Source organism: Tepidiforma thermophila (genome assembly GCF_002563855.1).
Lineage (GTDB): Bacteria > Chloroflexota > Dehalococcoidia > Tepidiformales > Tepidiformaceae > Tepidiforma > Tepidiforma thermophila.
In genome coordinates this window covers 1,623,794-1,645,400 of record NZ_PDJQ01000001.1, presented here as the reverse complement: position 1 = coordinate 1,645,400, position 21,607 = coordinate 1,623,794, and the positions used below count along the sequence as shown (strand labels likewise).

The following is a 21,607-nucleotide window of genomic DNA, read 5'->3' as shown; positions in this document are numbered from 1 at the left end:
GCGACGACACGTGCAGGCTCCAGCCGTGATCTGCGGGGACGCGCGGGCAGGCTGAGTATACGCTGGGGCCTGCGATGGGTCATGCCCGGCGACTGGCGCCGTGGTCGCGCCCGGTGTATGCTCACGGAAACCCTTTAAGGTGGTCCCGTGAGGCCACTAAGGGAGGAGGTGCCGGCATGGCCGGCCTAAAGCTGCCTGTGATGCATTGCGCCTGCTCCGTGGACCGGGGGAGGCGTTTTTCGTGAGCGGCGTCCGATACCTTGGTCCGGACGAAGTTGCGCGGACGGTGCGGCGGCTGGGACACGAGATCATCGAGAGCAACCGCGGCACTGAAGGGCTGGTGCTGGTTGGGCTGCTCTCGCGCGGGTACCCGTTGGCCCGGCGGCTTGCGGCCGCGATTCGTGATTTCGAAGGCGTGGAAGTGCCGGTAGGCGCCCTGGACATCGGGCTGTACCGGGACGATGTTGCACAGCGCGGGACGCCGCCGCCGGTGCGGCCGTCGGATATCCCGGTATCCATCGACGGCAAAACCGTGGTGCTGGTCGACGACGTGCTGTTTACCGGCCGCTCTGCTCGGGCGGCGCTGGACGCGCTGCTTGATTTCGGCCGGCCGGCGCGGGTTCGCCTGTGTGTGCTCGTTGACCGCGGGCACCGGGAGCTGCCGATCCGCCCCGACTTCGTCGGGAAGAACATCCCCACTGCGCTGGTGCAGCGGGTACGGGTGCGGCTGAGCGAAACCGACGGCGAGGACGCGGTTTACGTGTACGGCGGGGAGGACGGCGATGCTTGACACGCCCGCGCGCGAGACAGGCACCGGCAGCGGTACCACCTGGACGCGGAAGGATCTGCTGGATACGGACTCGCTCTCGCGGGAAGAGATTGACCTTGTCCTTCAGACCGCGCGTGGCATGAAAGAGGTGCGCTCCCGGCCCGTGGCGAAGGTCTCAACGCTGCGTGGCGTGACCGTCGCGACCCTCTTTTACGAGCAGAGCACGAGGACGCGGGCCACCTTCGAGGTCGCGGCAAAGTCGCTCGGCGCGGACGTGGTGAACCTCACGGCATCAGGGTCATCGGTCGAAAAGGGAGAGTCGCTCATCGACACCGTGCGGACACTCGAGGCTATTGGCACGGACGTCATCGTCATGCGCCATTTCCGGTCGGGGGCGCCCTACCTCGCGGCCCGGCACACCGGCGCCAGCATCATCAACGGCGGCGACGGGACCCACGCGCACCCGACGCAGGCGCTGCTCGACCTGTTCACGATGGTGAACCACCTCGGCTCGGTGGAAGGCCGGCGAGTCGTCATCGTCGGGGACATCCTGCACTCGCGCGTCGCACGGTCGAATGCATGGACGCTGCTTCGCCTCGGAGCGGAAGTGACACTCTGCGGTCCGGCCACCCTGCTTCCGCGGTGGTTCGTGCCGGAGGTCCCCGGCGGCGGGCGGTGCACGGTAACCACCGACTTCGACCGGGCGATCGAAGGGGCCGACGTGGTGATGGCGCTGCGGATGCAGAAGGAGCGGCAGCAACGCGGGCTGATCCCGTCCCTCCGGGAGTACATCGCGGGGTACCAGGTGAACGCGCGACGGCTGGAGCGCGCCGCGCCGGGCGCGCTGCTGATGCACCCGGGACCGATGAACGAGGGGATTGAGCTTTCGCCTGACGTGGCCCACGGCGCCCAATCCCGCATCGAAGAGCAGGTTGCTAATGGGGTGGCCGTCCGGATGGCGCTGCTCTACCTCATCGCCGCGAGGAGCCGCTCATGAACGACATCCTGCTGATCCGCGGCGGACGCGTGCTCGACCCGGCTCGGGGGCTGGATGCCGTCCTCGATGTGCTCGTGGCGGACGGCGTCGTTTCGGCGATCGGGCCGGCGCTGGAAGCAGCCGGGGCTCGGGTGCTGGACGCCGGCGGCTGCATCGTTGCACCGGGCTTCGTCGACCTTCACGCGCACTTGCGCGAGCCCGGCTTCGAGCAGAAGGGCACCATCGCGACGGAGACTGAGGCGGCGCTGCGCGGGGGGTTCACTACGGTGTGCGCGATGCCGAATACCCGCCCGGCGCCCGATTGCGGGCCGGTGCTGGAGAGCATTCTCGACCTGGTGCGCCGCCATGCGCGCGTGCGGGTCTTCCCCATCGGCTGCGTGACGCGGGAGCGGGCCGGCAGGGAGCTCGCCGAGCTGGCGGAGCTTGCTGCGGGCGGAGTTGTGGCGCTCAGCGACGACGGGAGCCCGGTTGCCGACCCGCGCCTGATGCGCAACGCGCTGGCACTGGCAGGGACACTCGGCCTGCCGCTTTCGGAACACTGCGACACCCCGGAGATGCACACGAACGGCGCGATGAACGAAGGCGCAGTCAGCGAGCGGCTGGGGCTGCCAGGCCAGCCGGCTGCAGCGGAGGCGACGGCAGTCGCGCGGAACATCGAACTCGCCGCCGCGACAGGCGCCCGGCTCCACATCGCTCACGTAACAACGGCGCGTGCTGTTGAGCTGGTCGCCGAGGCGAAGGCCCGGGGGCTGCCCGTCACGTGTGAGGTGACGCCGAGCCACCTGTTCCTGACCGAGGCAGCGGTCGCCGGTGACGGCCCGGAGCCGGCCTACGACACGAATGCCAAGATCAACCCGCCGCTGCGGACCGAGGCGGACCGGCGGGCGCTGCTGCGCGGGCTCGAGGCCGGCGTAATCGACGCCATCGCAACCGACCACGCGCCGCACGCGGTGGAGGACAAGCTCGTCGAATTCGAGGACGCGGCGTTCGGCATCAGCTGCTTCGAATCGGCGGCCGGGACGGTGTTCACACTGGCGGTCCGCGGGGAGCTGCGCATCGAGCGCGCCATCGCGGCGCTGACGAGCGGTCCGGCGGCGTGCTTTGAGCTGACCCGGCGCGCACCGGGCATCGGCCGGCTCGAGCCGGGCGTCTCGCGGGACGTGGTGGTGATCGACCCGGCGGCAGAGTGGGTTGTCGACCCGGGCGCCTGGGCTTCGAAAGGCAAGAATACTCCGCTCGGCGGTCGCCGGCTTACCGGTGCGGTCCGGGCAGTCATCATCGACGGAACGCTCAGGTGGGAGCGGGAGGTTGCCAGTGTCTAACGCGTGGCTCGTGCTCGCGGACGGGACGGCCTACCCGGGCCGCGCCGCCGGCATCGAAGGGCACGCCGACGGCGAGGTGGTATTTAACACCTCGATGACGGGGTACCAGGAGATGCTGACCGACCCCTCCTACGCCGGGCAGCTCCTCGTGCTGACGTACCCGCTCATCGGCAACTACGGCATCGACGAGCGGGTGGAGGAGTCGGCACGGATCCAGCCGGCGGGCCTGATCGTCCGCCAGGCGACCGCCCAGCCGAGCCACCTGCGGTCGCATCGTACGCTGCGGGAGTACCTGGAGGCGCGCGGCGTGGTGGCCATCGACGGCGTGGACACCCGGGCGGTTACGCGGCGGATACGCCGGCACGGCGTGATGCTTGGCACGATCACCACTCACGAGACGCCTGAGCAGGCGCTCGCCCGGGTCCGCGACCTGCCCGGGTACGACGACATCAACTGGGTGGCTTCCGTCACGACGCAGCGGGTTTACGACTGGTCCATCCCGCTCGGCGAAGGGAAGTACCGGGTGGCGCTGCTCGATGGCGGCGTCAAGCGGAACATCATGCGGATGCTGGAGAAGCGTGGCTGTTCGATCCGGGTGTTCCCGGCGGACACGCCGGCGGACGAGATTCTCGCGCTCCACCCGGACGGGGTCTGCCTATCGCCGGGACCGGGTGACCCGCGCCTGCTCGACGGCATGGTGCGTGAAGTAGGGCGGCTCATCGGGCGGGTGCCGGTGTTCGGTATCTGCCTGGGCCACCAGGTGGCGGCCCGGGCGCTGGGCGCTGGGACGTACAAGCTGCCGTTCGGGCATCGCGGCGGCAACCACCCGGTGAAGGACCTCATCTCAGGGCGGGTAACCATCACCGCTCAAAACCACGGTTATGCGGTTGACCCGGATGGGCTGGATTCGAGCGCGTTCGTCAGCCACATCAACCTGAACGATGGGACGGTCGAGGGCATTGCGTCGAGGAGGGACCCGCTGATGACCATCCAGTACCACAGCGAGGCCTGCCCGGGGCCGCTCGACAATGACTATATCTTCGACCGATTCGTCGAATTGATGGCCACTGCCAAAGGAGGGGTACGATGACCCGGGCCACGGAAATTCGGCGGGCGACTTCCGCCGACGCGGAAGGAATCGCCGCCATTCTGCGCGGCATGGGCTCCGAGAACGTGGGGCTGGAGGGGCCGTTCGATGCGGCACGTGTGGAGGCCTGGCTGCGCCGCCTCGGCGACGACGGGGCGCTGTTTGTGGCCTATGACGGGAGCATCCCCGTCGCGTTCGGGGCGCTCGACTTCGACACCGCCGACCCGGGCACGGGGCTTCTCGGCGTCTGGGTGCTGCCGGACCATCGGCGGCGCGGCATCGCGACCGACCTCGCAGAGGCGATTCTCGAGTTCGCCCGGCAGCGCGGGTATCGGCGGATTCGCGGACGACTGCCGGAGGGCAACGAACCAGCCCTCAGTTTCCTTTCGAGTATCGGCGCCATGGTGCCGCTCCGGAATCCGAACATGCGCTTCGAGCTGCCGCTCTAAGGGGCAGCCGATGGCAGGGACCAGCGCCATGACCGTTCGCCGGCGAAATACCGCGCCGATCCGGCCCCGGAAGCGAGCTCCGGCTGCCGCAGATTTCGCGTTCGCCTTCGCGAGCGCGACGCTGGTCATCGCCGGCATCTTCGCGGTGGCGAGCTTCACCGGTCCGGGCTTCGCGGGAGGCGATGCGGGCGCAGATCTGGCGCGGTTCTTCGCCGCATCGCTCGCGATTGCTTCCGTCTGCGCGATGCTCATCGGGACGCTGCTGGTCTCGGGCGCGCCGGACGCACGGGACCATGTGCTGGCCCCGGTGGTCATCGGCGGGGCCATCGGAGTATTGGAGGCGCTGGTCTTGCTTCGGCCGGCGCCCGAGCTGCTGCCGCTGCCGCTTGCGCTGCTGCTATTCGTCCCGCCCCAAGTCCGGGGCATTCTCTTCGGCCGTCGGGGGCGATGAGGATGACCGGGTCTGCACTGCATGCCCGCGCAGCGGCACGGGTTCTCGATGGCCGCATGCGGCTACTGCAACTTCCCGAGGGAGAGAACGGTTGAAACCTTCGAGCGTGCTGATCATCGGCTCCGGCCCGATCGTCATCGGGCAGGCCGCGGAGTTTGACTACGCCGGGACGCAGGCGTGCAAAGCGATGCGCGAGGAAGGCGTGCGCAGCATCCTCGTGAACTCGAACCCGGCCACCATCATGACCGACCTGGACATCGCCGACGCCGTGTATATCGAGCCGCTGACGGTCCCCGTGCTCGAGCGGATCATCGCCCGCGAACGCCCGGAGGGGCTCCTGCCCACGCTTGGGGGCCAGACCGGCCTGAACCTGGCAGTCGAGCTCTCGAAGGCCGGCATTCTCGAGAAGTACAACGTCCGCCTGCTGGGGACGCCGCTGGATGCGATCCGCCGGGCAGAGGACCGCGAGCTCTTCCGCGAGATGCTTGCCAAGCTGGGCGAGCCGGTGCTGGAGAGCGAAATCTGCCACACCGTTGAGGAGTGCGTCGCAGCGGCGGAGAAGATTGGGCTGCCGGTCGTGGTGCGGCCGGCGTACACGCTGGGCGGGACCGGCGGCGGCATGGCCTTCACGATGGACCAGTTGCGGGCCGTGGCCGCGTCGGGGCTTGCGGCGAGCCCAATCACGCAGGTGCTCGTCGAAAAGAACCTGCTGGGCTGGAAAGAGATCGAGTACGAGGTGATGCGGGACAGCGCAGGCAACTGCATCACCATTTGCAACATGGAGAACATGGACCCGATGGGCGTCCACACGGGCGACTCCATCGTGGTCGCCCCTTCGCAAACGCTGAGCGACAAGGACTACCAGATGCTCCGCTCGGCCGCACTGCGGATCATCTCCGAGCTGGGCATCGAGGGCGGATGCAACGTGCAGTTTTCGCTGGCGCCGCGCAAGGACGTGTGCGACTGGAGCGGTGACCCCGATAACCCGTTGCCGTACTACGTGATCGAGGTCAATCCCCGTGTGAGCCGCTCCTCAGCGCTGGCTTCGAAGGCGACGGGCTACCCGATCGCCCGCGTTGCGGCGAAGATCGCCTGCGGGCGGACGCTCGATGAGATTCCGAACGCGGTCACAAAGAAGACAACTGCCGCGTTCGAGCCTGCGCTCGATTACGTGGTGGTGAAGATCCCGCGGTGGCCGTTCGATAAGTTTGCGCTGGGCGACCGGACGCTCGGGACGCAGATGAAGGCGACCGGCGAGGTGATGGCCATCGACCGAACGTTCGAGGCGGCGCTGAACAAAGCGGTGCGTTCGCTCGAGGTTGGCGGCCGGAGCCTGCTCTGGGAGCGGCCGGAGTGGCGGGAGATGGCGGAAATCCCGGTGCACGCGACGGATGAGCGGCTCTGGGCACTGATGGCGGCGCTTCGGCGGGGCGAGGACGTGCTCTCGCTGGCGCGGCGGTCACGCGGGGTGGACCCGTGGTTCCTCGAGCGGCTGCAGAACATCGTGCAGATGGAGCGCCGGCTGCTCGAAGAGCCGCTCCACCCGGACCTGCTGCGCGCGGCGAAGCAGATGGGCTTCAGCGACGAGATGGTCGCGCAGCTGGCGGACCGGCTGCCGGAGCAGATCCGGGCGCTGCGGCACGAGTGGGGGATCCGGCCGGTGTACAAGATGGTCGACACGTGCGCGGCCGAGTTCGACGCCGAGACGCCCTATTTCTACAGCACATATGAGGTTGAGAACGAGGCGACGCCGGAGGCAGGGAAGGGCGCGCTCGTGGTGGGCAGCGGCCCGATCCGGATTGGGCAGGGCATTGAGTTCGACTACGCGAGCGTACACGCGGCGTGGGCGCTCCAGGGCGCCGGACTGCGGGCGATCATGGTCAATTCGAACCCCGAAACCGTCTCAACCGACTTCGACACCTCGGACCGGCTGTACTTCGAGCCGCTCGATGAGGAGTCTATCCGCGACATCATCGAGAACGAGGGCGCCGGGCCGGCGGGGACGCCGCCGAGCATCGTGCAGTTCGGCGGGCAGACCGCGATCAATATCGCCGGGCCACTGCGGCGGGCGGGGCTGCCGATTATCGGCTCGGACGCAGAGGCGATCGACATCGCGGAGGACCGGCGGCGGTTCGAGCGGTTCCTGCAGGACCTCGGCATCCCCCAGCCACCGGGGGCTGCGATTACGACGCTCGAAGAGGCGATGAAGACCGCTCAGCAGATCGGTTATCCGGTGCTGGTTCGGCCGTCCTATGTGCTCGGCGGGCGGGCGATGGAGATCGTCCAGAACGCGACGGAGCTGGTGACCTTTGTGGGCGCCGCAGCTGAGGTTGCGGCCGGGAAGCCGATTCTGATCGACAAGTTCCTCGAGGGCGCAGAGGTGGAGGTCGACGCCATCTGCGATGGCGAGCGGGTGCTGGTGCCGGGCATTATGGAGCACATCGAGCGAGCCGGCGTGCATTCCGGTGATTCGATGGCCGTGTACCCGCCCGTGCACCTCGATGAGGAGGAGAAGGCGGTCATCGTTGACTACACGCGCCGGATCGTGCTCGGGCTTGGGGCGATCGGCCTGACGAACATCCAGTACGTGGTGCTCCCCCGGCGGAGGGGCGAGCCGCCGCGGGTGTTCGTGCTCGAAGTCAACCCGCGCGCGAGCCGGACGGTGCCGTTCCTTTCCAAGGTGACCGGCGTGCCGATGGTGCAGCTCGCCGTGGGCGCGATGCTCGGCCGCAGGCTCGCAGAGCAAGGGTACCCGGACGGACTCTGGCCGGAGCGGCAGCTCTATGCCATCAAGGCGCCGGTGTTCTCGATGTCGAAGCTTACCGGGGTCGACACGTACCTCGGACCGGAGATGAAGAGCACTGGCGAGGTGATGGGGGTCGACCGGACGTTCGAGGCTGCGCTGGCGAAGGCGCTCATCGCGGCGGACCTGGCTCTGCCGCAGCAGGCGTCGATCCTGCTGAGCATTTCGGACCGCACGAAAGCCGACGCCCTGCCGCTCATCCACCAGCTCGCGGAGGCCGGCTACCGGCTGTATGCGACCGAGGGCACGAGCCGGATGATCGAGGCGCTGGGCCTGCCGGTGACAACCGTGACCAAGGTGTTGAGCGGGGGGCACCCGAACGTGGTGGACGTCATCATGGACGGCACGGTGCAGTGCGTGATCAATACGCCCGAGGGCCGGATGACTGGCTCGCTGCGCGATGGTTTCCACATCCGCAGGGCAGCGGCCGAGCGGCGGATCCCGTGCTTCACGTCGATCGACACGGCGAGGGCGGCGATCCAGGCGCTTGCCCGGCCGACCGCGTACAGCGTGGCGACCGTGCGGGAGTACCTCGGTGCAGATTGATGATGCCGTCATCCTGGAAACGCGCCCGGCCTGGGAAGGCGCGTGGATCACCTGGTTTCACTCGCCCGCGCTCGCGCGCAGCGTGCAACCCGGCCAGTTCGTCATGGTGCACTGCAGTGCCGAGCGGACTGACCCGATGTTTGCGCGGGCGTTCAGCTATTACCGGGTCGATGGCGACCGGTTCGCGCTTTGCTACGCGGTGGTCGGGCGGGGCACCCGCTGGCTGAGCGAACGCCCGCCGGGGACCGTGGTGCGGGCGTACGGGCCGCTCGGGAACGGTCTGCGGCTCCCGGGGGCGTCATCGAACCTGCTGCTGATCGGCGGGGGCGCAGGCATTGCGCCCCTGGTGGACACGGCCTACCGTGCCGTGGCTGCGGGACATCACGTGGTGGCCATGATGGGCGCCCGTTCGGCCGCGCACCTGCTGCCAGCCTCTGAGTGGCCGCGCGAGGTTGAGTACGTCGTCGTCACGGAAGACGGCTCAGCCGGGCCGAAGGGCTACGTGACGGAGCACCTGGGGAAGTACCAGGAGTGGGCAAACCGGATCTACGCGTGCGGCCCGAACCCGATGTTCCAGGCGCTTGCAGACGTGCTGCGGGGCAACGGCCGCAGGCAATCCCCGGAAATTCTGATGGAGGAGAACATGCCCTGCGGGTGGGGGATGTGCTACGGCTGCGCCATCTTTACAAAACGGGGCGTCCGGCTCTGCTGCAAAGACGGCCCACGCTTCAATCTGTTCGACGTGTTCTAGGAAACCGGCGCGGCCTGGAGCGCTGCCTGCAGGTCGCGGAGGGCCTGCTCGGCGATCTGCATCATGACCGCGACCCGCGAGCCCGGGAACAGGTATTCCTGCACCGTGGTGCCGACGGGCCCGGCGACGGCGATGACCACCGTGCCCACCGGCTTCGGCGAGCGGCGGCTGCCCTGTGGGCCGGCGATGCCGCTTTCGGCGACCGCCCACGCGCAGCCGAGCGCGCGGCGCAGGGCTTCGGCCGTCGCGGTCACCCACGGAGCGCTGACGGCGCCGTGCTGGCGAGCGATTTCGACTTCCAGGCCCAGCTGGGTCCAGCGGTGGGCGCCGGCATAGGGGATGAGGCCGCCGTCGTACCAGCGCGAGGCGCCCGGAACGCTGAGCAGGCGGGCGCTCACGAGCCCGCCGGCGGTCGTCTCAGAAACGGCGACCTTTTCGCCGCGGGCGACCAGGAGCTCCCCGATGGCGGCCGCGAGCGGATCGTCTTCGAGGGGATATCCGGCCACAGCAGCTCCTTTCGGCCGCAGGTGCGGCGTCCTGTATCCTTCCGGGCATGCCGGAGTACCAGGTCAAGATTGTCGACGCCTTCACGACGCGGCGCTACTCGGGGAACCCCTGCGGGGTCATCACGCGCGCGGAGGGACTGACGGACGCCCAGATGCAGGCGATTGCCCGCGAGCTGAACGCGAGCGAAACCGCGTTCGTCTTCCCATCGCAGCGGGCAACGTTCCGGGTGCGGTTCTTCACGCCGCTCCGGGAGATTCCGCTGGCGGGCCACCCGACGATTGCGACGATGCATGCGCTGGTCGAGGAGGGGCGTATCGACCTTTCCGGCGGGCCCGTCCGGGTGACGCAGGAGCTGAACATTGGGCTGCTGCCGGTGGACATCGGGCTCGATGACGAGCGGAACGTCCGCGTCGTGATGACGCAGGCGCGCCCGGAGTTTGGGCGGCGGCTCGACCGGAACGTCTTTGCGGACGCGCTGGGCATCCGGCCTTCCGACATCCTTTCGGACGTGCCGGTCCAGGTAGTTTCGACGGGGACGCCGCAGGCGATGGTACCGGTCCGGTCGCTGGAGGTGCTGCGGGCGCTGCGGCCGAACATGCAGCACCTGAGCGACCTCGAGGCGGTTGGACACTACTTCAGCGTGCACGTGTTTTGCCTGGAGACCTTCGAGCCGGGCCACCGGGCGCATGCACGGCACTTCGCGGCAAGCGCGGGCATTCCCGAAGACCCGGTGACCGGGAGCGCCACGGGGGCGATGGCCGCGTATCTCTGGAAATACGGGCTGGTGCGCGAACCGCGGTACACGGTCGAGCAGGGGCACATCATGGGCCGGCCGGGGCTGGTCGAGGTCGAAGTCGACGCCGAGGGCGAGGAGCCGGTCGGTATCCGCATCGCCGGGACCGCGGTGACGGTGCTGCGCGGGTCGATGACGGTGTGAGCCGGCGTCGTTCGCGCCCGCCATCGCGTCTGCTAGGCTCGAAGGCAATGGAGCCGGCAGAGATGGATGCGGTCGAAGCCCGGCTGAGCCGCGGCCAGTTTCTCGAGTGCCGGCCGGTCTGGTATTCGTCGAACTCGGTGTTCCTGGGCCGGCTGGACTGCGGCGATGCCAGCCTGCTCGTGATCTACAAGCCGCGATCCGGGGAGACCCCGCTGTGGGACTTTCCGGAAGGGACTCTGTACCGCCGCGAGGCGGCGGCCTACCGACTGGCCCGCCTCCTTGGATGGCCGCTGGTGCCGCCGACGGTCATCCGGGAGGGGCCCGCGGGCATCGGCTCGGTCCAGCTGTTCATCCGGCACGACGCGGAGAAGCACTATTTCGTGCAGCGGGAGGACCCGTCGCTCTGGCCACAGCTGCAGCGGCTCTGCTTGTTTGACGCCATTGCGAACAACGCCGACCGGAAAGGCGGCCACTGCCTGCTCGATGCATCGGGGCACGTGTGGGCGATCGACAACGGCCTCTGTTTCAACGAGCAGTACAAGCTGCGGTCGGTGATCTGGGACTGGGCCGGGGAGCCGATCCCGGGGGAGCTGCTTGCGGAACTGGAGGCCGGCCTGGAGCGGCTGCGGGGGGATTCGGCCGAATCGGCAGCGCTGCGCGGCCTGCTGAGCGAGCGGGAGTTCGAGCAGACCATCCGGCGGGCGGAGCAACTGGTCCGCGCCGGTGTGTTTCCGCTCCCCGGGCCAACCCGGCACTACCCGTGGCCGCTCGTTTGACCGGGCGGTAGCCAAGGCTTGCGCGGGCTCCGCCGGCGTTCGTAATGTGTAGCGCGCCCCGGAGGGTCAGACGCGTTCAGGAGGCTTTGCGATGTTCCCCAGCACCATGATGGACATCCCGCTGACGGTGCAGAACATTTTCTGGAGGGTCGAGCGGCTCTTCTACGACAAGCCGCTGGCGACGTACACGGAATCCGGCGAGGCCATCCGCTCAACGTACGGTGAGCTGGCACGCAATGTGCACCGGCTGGCCAGCGCGCTGGCGAAGGAGGGCGTCCGGGAGGGCACGCGGGTGGGCACCTTTGGGTGGAACACCCAGCGGCACCTTGAATGCTACTTCGCGATCCCGTGCATGGGGGCGGTGCTGCACACGATCAATGTTCGGCTGTTCGCCGACCAGCTGGAGTACATCATCGCCCACGCAGAAGACGAGGTGATCTTCTGTGACCGGTCGGTGCTGCCGATACTCGAAGGCCTGGCCGGCAAAATCCCGACCGTCCGCCTGGTGGTGCTGATGAACGACGGCCCGGAGCCGACCGGCAAGCTGCCGCGGACCGTGGATTACCACGAGTTTCTCGCATCGGGGGACGACCACTTTGCCTGGCCGACGCTGGACGAGCGGGCGGCAGCGGCCATGTGCTACACCTCGGGGACGACCGGCAACCCGAAGGGCGTCGTCTATTCGCATCGTTCGACGATGATCCACTCGCTCGTGGCGGCGCTGCCGGACTCGGTCAACATCTCCGAGGTCGACACCCTGATGTACGCGGTGCCGATGTTCCATGCGAACGCGTGGGGCCTGCCGTATGCGGCTGCGAATGCTGGCGCCTCGCAGGTGTTCTCGGACCGTTTCCTCGACGCTGAGCGGGTCGTGAACCTGCTCGACCGCGAAGGCGTGACAATTTCGGCCGGGGTACCGACGGTTTGGCTGCCGGTGCTTAACCTGCTCGACCAGACGGGCAGGAAGCTTCCGAAGCTGCAGCGGGTGCTCTGCGGCGGGTCGGCTGCGCCGCCGGCGCTCATCGCCGGGCTGCGCCGCCACGGCATCCGGCTGGTCCATGCCTGGGGCATGACGGAGACGTCGCCGCTGGCGTCGTTGACGCGGATCCGTTCGACCATGCTGGACTGGCCAGAGGAGAAGCAGCTCGAGGTTGCGGCGAAGCAGGGAGTGATTGTCCCGACGCTGGAGTGGCGGATCGTCGACCTCGAGACCGGCAATGAACAGCCGTGGGATGGGAAGTCGATTGGCGAGCTGCAGATCCGTGGGCCGTACATTACCGGGACGTACTACAACGACCCGACGGCGAGCGAGAAGTTCATGGACGGCTGGCTGCGGACCGGCGACGTGGCGACCATCGACCCGCTCGGCTACGTCCAGCTCGTTGACCGGACGAAGGACCTGGTGAAGTCGGGCGGCGAATGGATCTCGTCGGTGGAGCTGGAGAACCTGATCATGGCGCACCCGAAGGTCCTGGAAGCGGCCGTCGTGGGGCTCCCGCACCCGCGCTGGCAGGAGCGGCCGGTGGCCGCCGTCGTCCCCAAGCCAGAGTACCGGGGGCAACTGACCGCCGACGAGATCCGGGAGTACCTCGCCGACAAGGTCGCGAAGTGGTGGCTCCCGGATGAAGTGGTGTTCCTCGATGCACTGCCCCGCACGAGCGTCGGCAAATTCGCCAAGAACCAGCTTCGCGACCAGCTGGCCGACGTCGCGAAGCGCTGGTCGGCGTCGGCCACCGCCTGAGATGGCCCAGGCCGGCGAGGAGCACCTGGCAGGAGCGGAGCCAGCTCCCGGGGACGCCTGCACCGTGAGGCGTCCGCGTGGGTGAGGTGCAGGCAGCAGCACCACGCGGCGTCCTTACCACCCGGATGGTGGGAAAGCGACGCCGGCCTGCTGTCAGCAGCGGTGTTGCGCGGCTTGCCCTCGGGTTTGGGGCGGTGCTGCTTATCGGCACGCTTATCCTGACAACGCCGCTCGCATCGGAAGAACGCGACTGGGTCAACTTCAAGGATGCCCTTTTCACAGCGGTCTCAGCGATTTGCGTGACCGGCCTCACGGTCGTCGATACGCCGACCCACTGGAGCACGCTGGGTGAGGTCGTCATCCTCGTGCTCATTCAGATTGGCGGCCTGGGGTACATGGTGGGCACCACGGTGGTGATGTGGGCGCTGGGGCGCCAAATTGGCATCCGCGACCGGAACATGCTGCGCCTCTATTACGGTGCGCCGAGTCTGCATGAGACCTTCTCGTTCGCGCGGAGCGTCGCCCTGTTTACGCTCATCGCCGAGGGCGCGGGGGCACTTGTGCTCTGGGGTGCGTTCCGGGCCGAAGGGGTACCGCCGAACCAGGCTGCGTGGTGGGGACTGTTCCATTCGGTCTCGGCGTTCAATAACGCGGGGTTCAGCCTCACCGGGCACGATATGACGCCCTATACGGATAACCCGGCAATCCTCGGCACGCTGATGGTGCTCATCATTCTCGGCGGCATCGGGTTTCTCCCGGTGGTCAACCTGCTGCGCCGGCGGTCGTTCAACAGGCTTCCGCTCGACAACAAGCTGATCTACCTGACGAGCGCGGCGCTGCTGATTTTCGGGATGCTCTTCACGGCGGCCGTTGAGTGGCGGAATGAGGAGACGCTCGGGGAGCTCAGCCCGGTGGAACGGCCGGTGGTCGCGCTCTTCCAGAGCACCAGTGCCCGAACTGCCGGGTTCAGCGCCATCGACATGTCGCAGCTCCACGACCAGACGAAGTTCGCGACGATCGGCCTGATGTTCATTGGCGCTGCCGCCGGCTCCACGGGCGGCGGACTGAAGGTGGGCGCGTTTTCCCTCCTGTTCGCGGTGATGGTTGCGACCATCCGCGGCAACGACGAGGTTTCGGCTTTTCGGAAACGGGTGCCCCAGGCCGTCATCCAGCAGGCGACCACGCTGGCGCTCTACCACGTGGCGCTCTTGTTCGTGTTTGGGCTGGCGCTGACGTTTACGGTTGACCGTCCGTTCATCGACGTGCTGTTCGAGGCACAGTCGGCGATTTCGACGGTGGGCCTCTCGACTGCCGGGACCGTGAACTTCGGCGCGGATGGGCACCTGGTCCTGATCCTGGCGATGCTGGCCGGCCGGTTCAGCCCGGTGATGCTCGTGCTGTACATGACACGGCCGCATCGCAAGGTGCCGTATCACCATCCCATCGATAGCGTGAGGTTGAGCTGACCATGAACGTCGCGATCCTCGGTCTTGGACGGTTCGGTTCGCAGTTGGCGGAGGAGCTGGTCGCCATCGGCGTGGAGGTGCTGGCGGTCGACCGAGACGATGCCCGCGTCAACGAGCTGTCCGAGACGGCGACGCTGGCAGCTGCGGGAGACCTTTCGGACTTCGAGTTTCTGCAGAGCCTGGCGCTCGGCGACTACGACTCGGTGGTCGTCGCGATTGGGTCGGAAGTTGCGACGTCGGTGCTGCTGACCCTGACGCTGAAGCGGCGGTTGAAGCTGAAGCACGTGGTGGCGAAGGCGAGCACCAACGACCACGCGGAGGCGCTGCGGCTGGCGGGGGCCGACCTGGTGATTTCGCCGGAGCAGGAGGCGGCAATCCGGCTGGCGCACACCCTCGGGCCCTCAAGCCACCTCGAGGAGTACATGTCGCTGGGGCCTACGTATGGAGTGGCGAAACTCAAGGCACCAATCAACGCGGTTGGGCGGACAATCGGGTCGCTTGAAGCGTTCACGCGCCACAACGTGGTGCTGCTGGCGATGGTCCGGAACGACCTGGTGACGTTCAGGCCGGACCGGGATGTGGTGGTTGAGGATGGGGACGTGTGGCTTATCGCAGGCGAGGACGAGCAGCTGCGGAGAGCGGGCAGCTGAGGGGCGTGGCCTGTGCGGCAAGATTCTGAAGACCGGGGATGGTGGTTGCCGAGCAGGGATTCGAACCCCGACCATAGGCTCCAAAGGCCCGTGTGCTACCGTTACACCACTCGGCAAGGCGGGGGCGGCTGGTGCCGAAGGTGGGATTCGAACCCACACGAGCTTGCACTCAGCGGTTTTTGAGACCGCCGCGTCTGCCATTCCGCCACTTCGGCTGCCGTTGCCCATGATACCCGGTACCCGGGAGGACAACAGAAACGCCCGCCGTGCGGGCGGGCGTCGGGTCTTCGCTGGAGCGGAAGACGAGGTTCGAACTCGCGACCTCCTCCTTGGCAAGGAGGCGCTCTACCACTGAGCTACTTCCGCCTGACGGTTTGGATTATAGCATGCGTCCGGGCTCCGCCAAGGCCGCGGGCGGGCTCTCAGTCGCCGAGGAGCGTGGTATAGCCAAGGCCGATAACTTCTTCGACGTACTGGCTGCGCCAGCCCGGGTCGGGGATCGGCACGCCGTGCTCGCGGAACCAGCGGTGGAGCTGGAGGTACTCTTCTTCGAGGCGCATCCGCCACGCGTCCTCTTCGCGGAAGAGTTCGGGGTCGACCTCGTGGAGCCCCTTCTTCATATCGTCGTAGCTGACGTCGGTCTCTTCTTTCCAGTATGTGGAAAGGTAGTCGATGGAGTCCTCGAGGTTCCGGCGGCACTCCTCGAGCATCATGGTCATCATGCCGGTCTCATCCATCAGTTCGCCGTTGACGCGATGGATGCGGGCGCAGGACTCGCACACGACGACGAGCTTGCGAGCGTCGCAGTCCGTCTTATCGGTGCAGTCGCGGCAGCGGGCGGCGAATTCGGCGGCCGAAGGCTCGCGGGTGTAGCCAACGACCATCTCGTCGCCGAGCGCACCGCAGGCCTGGCAGGCGAGCTTCTCAGAGAGAATCTCGTTGATGGTCTTGTCCCAGTCGAGCTGCATGGGATTCCTCCGGGAATGGAGCGGCAGAGCCCGCTCACAGTTCCAGTGTATACCAGCCCGCCTGCCCCGGCATTTCTTCGATGCCGACGGTGAGGCGCCGGATGTGCGTCGCGCCCTGCAGCTGGAGCGCCTCGAGGAGACGGGCGGCGAACCACTCGGCGATGCACTCAGCGGTGGAGTTGGGTATCGGAAGCGGGAGGACGTCGCTGGCGGGGAAGCGGTAGGTGCGGCCGCGGTAGCTCACTTCCCACGCGTCCGGCTCTTCGCGGATTTCGAGGTGGCGGCTGGCGCGCTGGAGGAGGAATTTGTGGTCGAGGAGTTCGGTGAGTTCTCGGGCGGCGCGCTTCACGGCGCTGAAGTCCCAGACCCAGGCGTCTTCGGTCAGCGGGCCCTCAAGTTCGATGAAGACGTCGTAGTTGTGGCCGTGGAGGGGCTCGCAATCGCCCGAGAAGGTGGCCATGTGTGCTGCGGCGAACCGCAGGCGGTTCCGTTCGACCGTGACCTTGCGTGACGTGTGCATGCCCCCCATGGTACCTGCCCTGGGGTGAACGGGGCGCATTGCCGCAATCCGTCCCGTTCGTCACAATCCAGACGAGGCGCCAACCGGCGCAGGAGCCTGCCGCGTGACAATCATCGCTGTGACTGCTGCCCAGCCCGGTGCGGGAAAGACCGGCGTTGCTGCCGCAATCGCCCGCGCGCTCGCCTACAGCGGAAGGCCGACCCGGCTTGTCCGGCTGGCGGAGCCTGGCAGCCGCGCGGCCGAGGATGCGCGGTGGTACAGCGGGCTGGAGTTCGCGCCGGGCAGCCCTGCTGAGCCGCTTGCCGACGTTCCGGAGGTCGCCGCTGGCGAAACGCTGGTCGTCGAGTGCGGGGCCGGCGCGGCCCCGGCCGGGGCAGTCGTGGTCGCTGTGACCCGCGGCGCGGGGGCCGCTGCTCCGCCGGCGAATGCCGCGGCGGTCGTTCAGCTCGCCGTGCCAGGTGTGCGCGGCGTCCAGGCCCAAAGCGGCCGGCCACTGCACATCCAGGTAGGCGAAGACCGCACGCTGGCGGGATTTGCGCTCGACGAAGCGCTCCGGTGGCTCCACGCGGAGGTGCTCCTGCCGGGTGAGCTGCCCGAGGACACAACCTCAGACCACCTGGTCATCGCGCCGATCGGCTCGGACGCTGGGCAGCCGTACTTTCTCCGGTTCCCTTCGATGACGGTTGTAGCGCGGTTCGACAGGACGGATATGCACCTGGCGGCGCTGCGGGCTTCGCCCAATGCACTGATCCTCACGGGAGGCCGAAACCCAAGCGGCTACACGCTCGACGCAGCGAGTGCCAGCGGCGTACCGATCGTACTTTCGCGGACCGACACGGAAAACACGGTCATTGCGCTGGAGCGCGTTTTCGAGGGGACTCGATTCCGCGGGGAGCGGAAGCTGGACCGGATGAGCGAACTGCTGGCAGGAACGGGACTGTTCGAGGCGCTGCTCCAGCCGATACCAGCGACGGCCTAGCTGTCGTCAACGCTGGCGCTTTGCGCAGGGGATGCATTCCGGCTGCACGGGAAACAAGGACGACGCGGGGGCAAAACGGGAGCGATCTAACCGCCGATGACTGGACCGTCATCGGGGGCCTGGCCCGGCTGCGGCGCTGCGGTTCCGCGGGCCCCGAAGGGGTCGCGGTTCGGCCGCGGCTGCGGCGCAGGAGCCGGTGGAGGAGCGGCCGGGCGGGCCGGCTGGGGCGCAGGACCGCGCGGCGCGGGAGCGCGGGGAGCAGGCGCGGCCTGGCCGCTGTACTGGCGCGGCTGCGGCGGGCGCACGGGGCGCGCGCCGAAGCCCTCGCGCGGGGGCTTTTCGAGGCCGCAGTAGGGACAGGCGACCCACGCGTAGCTCAGCGGCCTGCCGCACTGGCGGCACGGCTCTTTCAGCTGCGTTCGGCAGGACGGACAGACGAGGAAGTCGTCCTGGACGCGGCGCTTGCAGGTGGGGCAGGCTTTTTGGTCCTCGAGTTCCTGGAGGAGCGCTTCCTCTTCGAGGGAGCGTTCGTACAGCTCCGCGAGGGTGTAGCGGGGCCTGACGATCAGGTAGACCCAGTGGCCCGGGAGGAAGAAGAGGAGGACGAGGAGCACTGCGACGGTCTGGAGGACGGGGTCGCGGGTGCGCTGGCGGATGTCGCGGTAGGTCCAGAAGACGAGTGCGACCCAGATGGCTGCGAGGTAAATGACCAGCAGGGCCAGCACGTAGCGGACGGTAGCTTCCCAGGAGCCCCCGGGCCACGAATCGAACATGTTCAGCTCCGGCTCGGGCACCAGCCCGGCAACACCTTACCGCAGGCGGCAGCAAGACGCAGCGCCCGAATCGCTCAGCCGGGTGATCGAATGCTAGGATGCGGGAGTGAGTGCACCGACCGGGACGGCCGATATCCTCGCGGGGCTGAACGACGCGCAGCGGGCGGCTGTGACGCACGGTGACGGTGCACTGCTGATCCTGGCCGGCCCCGGGAGCGGCAAGACACGGGTCATCACCCACCGAATCGGGTGGCTAACCAGGGAGCGGAGGATTCCGCCGTGGCACATCCTGGCGGTCACCTTTACGAACAAGGCCGCCCGGGAAATGCGCGAGCGGGCCGCGCGGCTGATTGGAGAGGACGCGGAGGCGGTCCACATGGGCACGTTCCACGCGATGTGCGCGCGGTGGCTGCGGGTCGATGGTGAGGCAATCGGGGTACCGCGCGAGTTTGCCATTTACGACGATTCGGACCAGCTCGGGGTGGTGAAGCAGGTGCTTGAGGAGCTGCGCATCGACCCCCGGCAATTCGCGCCCCGCTGGGTCCTCTCGCGGATATCTGCGGCGAAGAGCGAGATGTTGACGCCGGAGGCGCTGCTCGCGCGCGTTCGGACGTACCAGGAGGAAGTGACGGCGCGCGTCTACGAGCGCTATGAGGCTGCGCTGCGGCGGGCCGGGGCGCTGGACTTTGACGACCTGCTGCTGCGAGCTGTGGACCTTCTCCGGGTGCCGGCAATGCGGGAGAAGTGGGCGGGGCGGTACCGGCACGTGCTGGTCGACGAGTTCCAGGACACCAACCCGGCGCAGTATGTGCTGGCGCGCGAGCTGGCGTCGGTGCACCGGAACATTACGGTGGTGGGCGACCCCGACCAGGGGATCTACTCCTGGCGAAGCGCGGATATCCGGAACGTCGAGCACTTCCGCCGCGACTTCCCCGAGGCCACGGTGGTTCTCCTTGAGCAGAACTACCGGTCGACAGCGCCCATTCTCCGCGCCGCGGAAGCCGTCATTGCGCGCAATCCCGGCCGGCATCCCCGGCGGCTCTGGACCGAGCGGACCGGCGGCGAGCCGATCGTGACCTACGAGGCGTACAACGACGAAGAGGAGGGCGAGTTCGTCGCGCGGGAGGTCGGCAGGCTCGTCGCGGCCGGGCGGAGCTACCGGGACATTGCAGTGCTCTACCGGACGAACGCCCAGTCCCGACCGTTCGAGGAGGCCCTCGTGCGGCACCGGATTCCGTATCGGCTGGTGGGCGGTGTGCGGTTCTACGAGCGGCGGGAGATTCGCGACCTGCTCGCGTACTTCCGGGTCATTCACAACCCCGCAGATGAGGCGAGCCTGGGCCGAATCATCAACGTGCCCGGCCGCGGCATCGGCGAGCGCACGGTGGATCGGCTCCGCGAGCTGGCTGCGGCGCAGGGCACGAGCCTTTGGGAAGCGTGCCGCCCGGCAGCCGAGGGCCGGGCCGAGGGTATCGGGGGCCGCGCCGCGGCGGCCCTGCGCGGGTTCGTCGCCACCATGGAGGAGCTCAGGGAGCACCGGAACGAGCCGCTGGGTCGGCTGTTCGAGCGGCTGCTCAACGCCGTGGGGTACGTGCGCTACCTCCAGGAAGGCGATAATGCGGAAGAGCGGCTGGAGAATGTGCTCGAGCTGCAGGCCCTGCTGGCGGAGTATGAGGAAGCGGCCGGCGAGGGGAACGACCTTGCGACCTTCCTGCAGGACGTGGCGCTGGTGACCGACCAGGACATGCTCGACGGGCGCGGCCAGGGCGTGACGCTGATCACGCTGCATGCGGCGAAGGGGCTCGAATTCCCGGTGGTCTTTCTTGTCGGTATGGAGGAGGGCCTGTTGCCGCACATCCGTTCCTTCGAGGACCCGCAGCAGATGGCCGAGGAGCGGCGCCTCTGTTATGTAGGGATGACCCGCGCAATGGACGTGCTATATGTGACGCGGGCTTACCGCCGGATGACGTTCGGGGCGACCGCGGCGAATCCTCCGTCGCGCTTCCTTGCGGATATCCCGGCTGAGGTGCGGAGGCCGTACGGAACCGGCACGCGGGAATACGCCGAGGCGGCTGCATCGCCCGCCCCGGCCGACGACCTCGAGCCCGCGGAGACGCCGGTGTTCGCGATCGGAACCCGAGTGGTGCATCCGAAGTTCGGCGAGGGCGTGGTGGCCGATGCGCGGGTAAACGGCGGCGATACCGAGTATGTGGTTGAGTTTGATACCGCCGGGACGCGGCGGCTGCTGCAAAGCTACGCAAAGCTGAGGGCATTGTGAGCAACGGACTGCTCTTTCTTGTACCGACCACAGCGGACGAGTGGGGCGACTGGTTCCGGGAGAACGGACTGACCATCGCCGCGGTCATCGGCGGGCTCCTGGTCATTCGGCTGGTGGTTCAACGTGTTGTGAGCCGTGTGATCAGGTCGGCCTCCCTGCGGGCGGCGAAGGCCCGCGCTGAGGACCCGGAGGTTGTCGAGCGGCGGGTCGATACTCTGCTCTCGACGCTGGGCTGGCTGTTCAACATCTTCCTGGCGTTTCTCGGCGCGGCAATCGTGCTCGACCAGCTCGGCGTCCAGGTCTCGGCGCTGATTGCCGGTGTTGGTGTCGCCGGGATCGCTATCGGCCTCGGCGCGCAAACGCTGATCAAGGACGTCATCAACGGGCTCTTCATCCTCGTCGAAGGACAGTATGCGGTCGGCGATGTGGTGCGGGTGGCGGGGGTCAGCGGGCAGGTCGTTGAGATTACGCCGAGGCGGACGGTGCTCCGGGATCTGGACGGAAACGTGCACATCATTCCCAATAGCGCCATCACCGTGGCCACGAACATGACGTCCGGGTTCAGCCGCATCAATCTCAACATCCTCGTCGCGTACGAAGAGGACCTGAGTCGTGTAGTCCCGGTTATCAATGAGGAGTGCGAGCGGCTGGTTGCGGACCGGCCCGACGACTTCCTGAGCACACCGGCGGTGGTGCGCGTCGACCGGCTGGCGGAGGACGGAGTGGAGCTGAAAGTCGTTGGCGACGTGAAGCCGTTCAAGCAGTGGGAGCTGATGGGCGAGCTGCGGCGCCGGGTGAAAGACCGATTCGACCGGGAGGGCATCGAGATCCCGTATC

The 21,607-nt window shown here is 67.8% G+C and carries 19 protein-coding genes, 3 tRNA genes and 1 pseudogene; 16 read left to right on the top strand and 7 right to left on the bottom strand.

Features of this window, described 5'->3' with window-relative positions:
• The first annotated feature begins 241 nt into the window (after positions 1-241).
• The 8 genes from pyrR to A9A59_RS07920 all read left to right on the top strand — a co-directional run bounded on the left by pyrR (position 242) and on the right by A9A59_RS07920 (position 9,175).
• Complete coding sequence (gene pyrR, locus A9A59_RS07950; protein ID WP_098503769.1) at positions 242-790, top strand: bifunctional pyr operon transcriptional regulator/uracil phosphoribosyltransferase PyrR; 549 nt, start codon at positions 242-244, stop codon at positions 788-790.
• Complete coding sequence (locus A9A59_RS07945) at positions 783-1,766, top strand: aspartate carbamoyltransferase catalytic subunit (protein ID WP_098503768.1); 984 nt, start codon at positions 783-785, stop codon at positions 1,764-1,766. Before pyrR ends, A9A59_RS07945 begins: the two co-directional genes overlap by 8 nt.
• Positions 1,763-3,088, top strand: a complete 1,326-nt coding sequence (locus tag A9A59_RS07940; protein WP_098503767.1) for a dihydroorotase — start codon at positions 1,763-1,765, stop codon at positions 3,086-3,088. The genes A9A59_RS07945 and A9A59_RS07940 overlap by 4 nt, the downstream gene beginning before the upstream one ends.
• Positions 3,081-4,178 (top strand): glutamine-hydrolyzing carbamoyl-phosphate synthase small subunit, encoded by a 1,098-nt coding sequence (gene carA, locus A9A59_RS07935; RefSeq protein WP_098503766.1) that lies wholly within the window; start codon positions 3,081-3,083, stop codon positions 4,176-4,178. Before A9A59_RS07940 ends, carA begins: the two co-directional genes overlap by 8 nt.
• Positions 4,175-4,624, top strand: coding sequence for a GNAT family N-acetyltransferase (locus A9A59_RS07930; RefSeq protein WP_098503765.1), 450 nt, complete (start codon positions 4,175-4,177; stop codon positions 4,622-4,624). The genes carA and A9A59_RS07930 overlap by 4 nt, the downstream gene beginning before the upstream one ends.
• Before the next feature lie 28 nt (positions 4,625-4,652).
• Entirely contained in the window at positions 4,653-5,075 is a 423-nt protein-coding gene (locus tag A9A59_RS14335; protein ID WP_278286841.1) for a hypothetical protein, read from the top strand.
• Positions 5,076-5,166: 91 nt separating this feature from the next.
• A complete protein-coding gene (carB, locus tag A9A59_RS07925; RefSeq protein ID WP_278286840.1) occupies positions 5,167-8,424 on the top strand; it encodes a carbamoyl-phosphate synthase large subunit in 3,258 nt (1,085 codons plus the stop codon).
• Positions 8,414-9,175: an iron-sulfur cluster-binding protein gene (locus A9A59_RS07920; RefSeq protein WP_098503763.1), complete on the top strand. Its 762-nt coding sequence runs from the start codon at positions 8,414-8,416 to the stop codon at positions 9,173-9,175. The genes carB and A9A59_RS07920 overlap by 11 nt, the downstream gene beginning before the upstream one ends.
• Here A9A59_RS07920 and A9A59_RS07915 read toward each other — a convergent pair.
• Entirely contained in the window at positions 9,172-9,681 is a 510-nt protein-coding gene (locus tag A9A59_RS07915) for a CinA family protein (protein WP_165772586.1), read from the bottom strand. The genes A9A59_RS07920 and A9A59_RS07915 overlap by 4 nt on opposite strands.
• Positions 9,682-9,728: 47 nt before the next feature.
• Here A9A59_RS07915 and A9A59_RS07910 point away from each other — a divergent pair, with 47 nt between their 5' ends.
• From A9A59_RS07910 to A9A59_RS07890, 5 genes are all read left to right on the top strand, one after another.
• Positions 9,729-10,619: a PhzF family phenazine biosynthesis protein gene (locus A9A59_RS07910; RefSeq protein ID WP_098503761.1), complete on the top strand. Its 891-nt coding sequence runs from the start codon at positions 9,729-9,731 to the stop codon at positions 10,617-10,619.
• 47 nt (positions 10,620-10,666) lie between these two features.
• On the top strand, positions 10,667-11,395 hold the full coding sequence (locus tag A9A59_RS07905) for an SCO1664 family protein (protein WP_098503760.1): 729 nt from the start codon (positions 10,667-10,669) through the stop codon (positions 11,393-11,395).
• A 91-nt stretch (positions 11,396-11,486) separates the two neighbouring features.
• Complete coding sequence (locus A9A59_RS07900; protein ID WP_278286839.1) at positions 11,487-13,136, top strand: long-chain fatty acid--CoA ligase; 1,650 nt, start codon at positions 11,487-11,489, stop codon at positions 13,134-13,136.
• A 128-nt stretch (positions 13,137-13,264) separates the two neighbouring features.
• A complete protein-coding gene (locus tag A9A59_RS07895) occupies positions 13,265-14,602 on the top strand; it encodes a TrkH family potassium uptake protein (protein WP_165772585.1) in 1,338 nt (445 codons plus the stop codon).
• A 2-nt stretch (positions 14,603-14,604) separates the two neighbouring features.
• Complete coding sequence (locus tag A9A59_RS07890) at positions 14,605-15,252, top strand: potassium channel family protein (protein WP_098503758.1); 648 nt, start codon at positions 14,605-14,607, stop codon at positions 15,250-15,252.
• A gap of 42 nt (positions 15,253-15,294) precedes the next feature.
• Here A9A59_RS07890 and A9A59_RS07885 read toward each other — a convergent pair.
• The 5 genes from A9A59_RS07885 to A9A59_RS07865 all read right to left on the bottom strand — a co-directional run bounded on the left by A9A59_RS07885 (position 15,295) and on the right by A9A59_RS07865 (position 16,740).
• Positions 15,295-15,368, bottom strand: a tRNA-Gln gene (locus A9A59_RS07885).
• A 13-nt stretch (positions 15,369-15,381) separates the two neighbouring features.
• Positions 15,382-15,467: transfer RNA gene (locus A9A59_RS07880), tRNA-Leu, on the bottom strand.
• 76 nt (positions 15,468-15,543) lie between these two features.
• Positions 15,544-15,618 (bottom strand) — tRNA-Gly (locus A9A59_RS07875).
• Between the two features lie 56 nt (positions 15,619-15,674).
• Positions 15,675-16,220 (bottom strand): hypothetical protein, encoded by a 546-nt coding sequence (locus A9A59_RS07870; RefSeq protein ID WP_098503757.1) that lies wholly within the window; start codon positions 16,218-16,220, stop codon positions 15,675-15,677.
• A gap of 34 nt (positions 16,221-16,254) precedes the next feature.
• Positions 16,255-16,740 (bottom strand): 6-pyruvoyl trahydropterin synthase family protein, encoded by a 486-nt coding sequence (locus tag A9A59_RS07865; protein WP_165772584.1) that lies wholly within the window; start codon positions 16,738-16,740, stop codon positions 16,255-16,257.
• Positions 16,741-16,843: 103 nt separating this feature from the next.
• Between A9A59_RS07865 and A9A59_RS07860 the strand changes: the two genes are divergently transcribed.
• Entirely contained in the window at positions 16,844-17,719 is an 876-nt protein-coding gene (locus A9A59_RS07860; protein ID WP_133117557.1) for a DRTGG domain-containing protein, read from the top strand.
• A gap of 86 nt (positions 17,720-17,805) precedes the next feature.
• Here the strand turns inward: A9A59_RS07860 and A9A59_RS07855 are convergent, their stop codons facing one another.
• Positions 17,806-18,513: a zinc ribbon domain-containing protein gene (locus A9A59_RS07855; protein ID WP_098503754.1), complete on the bottom strand. Its 708-nt coding sequence runs from the start codon at positions 18,511-18,513 to the stop codon at positions 17,806-17,808.
• 85 nt (positions 18,514-18,598) lie between these two features.
• Between A9A59_RS07855 and A9A59_RS07850 the strand changes: the two genes are divergently transcribed.
• A complete protein-coding gene (locus tag A9A59_RS07850) occupies positions 18,599-20,770 on the top strand; it encodes an ATP-dependent helicase (protein WP_098503753.1) in 2,172 nt (723 codons plus the stop codon).
• Positions 20,767-21,588: pseudogene (locus tag A9A59_RS14460) on the top strand (mechanosensitive ion channel family protein); the annotation flags it as partial. The gene A9A59_RS07850 and the pseudogene A9A59_RS14460, both read left to right, overlap by 4 nt.
• Positions 21,589-21,607 lie beyond the last annotated feature (19 nt).

Excerpts from the sequence above, each read along its gene's own strand:
- A9A59_RS07865 (WP_165772584.1), bottom strand. The coding sequence starts at position 16,740 with ATGCACACGTCACGCAAGGTCACGGTCGAACGGAACCGCCTGCGGTTC.
- A9A59_RS07930 (WP_098503765.1), top strand. The coding sequence starts at position 4,175 with ATGACCCGGGCCACGGAAATTCGGCGGGCGACTTCCGCCGACGCGGAA.
- A9A59_RS07890 (WP_098503758.1), top strand. The coding sequence starts at position 14,605 with ATGAACGTCGCGATCCTCGGTCTTGGACGGTTCGGTTCGCAGTTGGCG.
- A9A59_RS07905 (WP_098503760.1), top strand. The coding sequence starts at position 10,667 with ATGGAGCCGGCAGAGATGGATGCGGTCGAAGCCCGGCTGAGCCGCGGC.
- A9A59_RS07900 (WP_278286839.1), top strand. The coding sequence starts at position 11,487 with ATGTTCCCCAGCACCATGATGGACATCCCGCTGACGGTGCAGAACATT.
- A9A59_RS07870 (WP_098503757.1), bottom strand. The coding sequence starts at position 16,220 with ATGCAGCTCGACTGGGACAAGACCATCAACGAGATTCTCTCTGAGAAG.
- A9A59_RS07945 (WP_098503768.1), top strand. The coding sequence starts at position 783 with ATGCTTGACACGCCCGCGCGCGAGACAGGCACCGGCAGCGGTACCACC.
- A9A59_RS07940 (WP_098503767.1), top strand. The coding sequence starts at position 1,763 with ATGAACGACATCCTGCTGATCCGCGGCGGACGCGTGCTCGACCCGGCT.
- A9A59_RS07910 (WP_098503761.1), top strand. The coding sequence starts at position 9,729 with ATGCCGGAGTACCAGGTCAAGATTGTCGACGCCTTCACGACGCGGCGC.
- A9A59_RS14335 (WP_278286841.1), top strand. The coding sequence starts at position 4,653 with ATGACCGTTCGCCGGCGAAATACCGCGCCGATCCGGCCCCGGAAGCGA.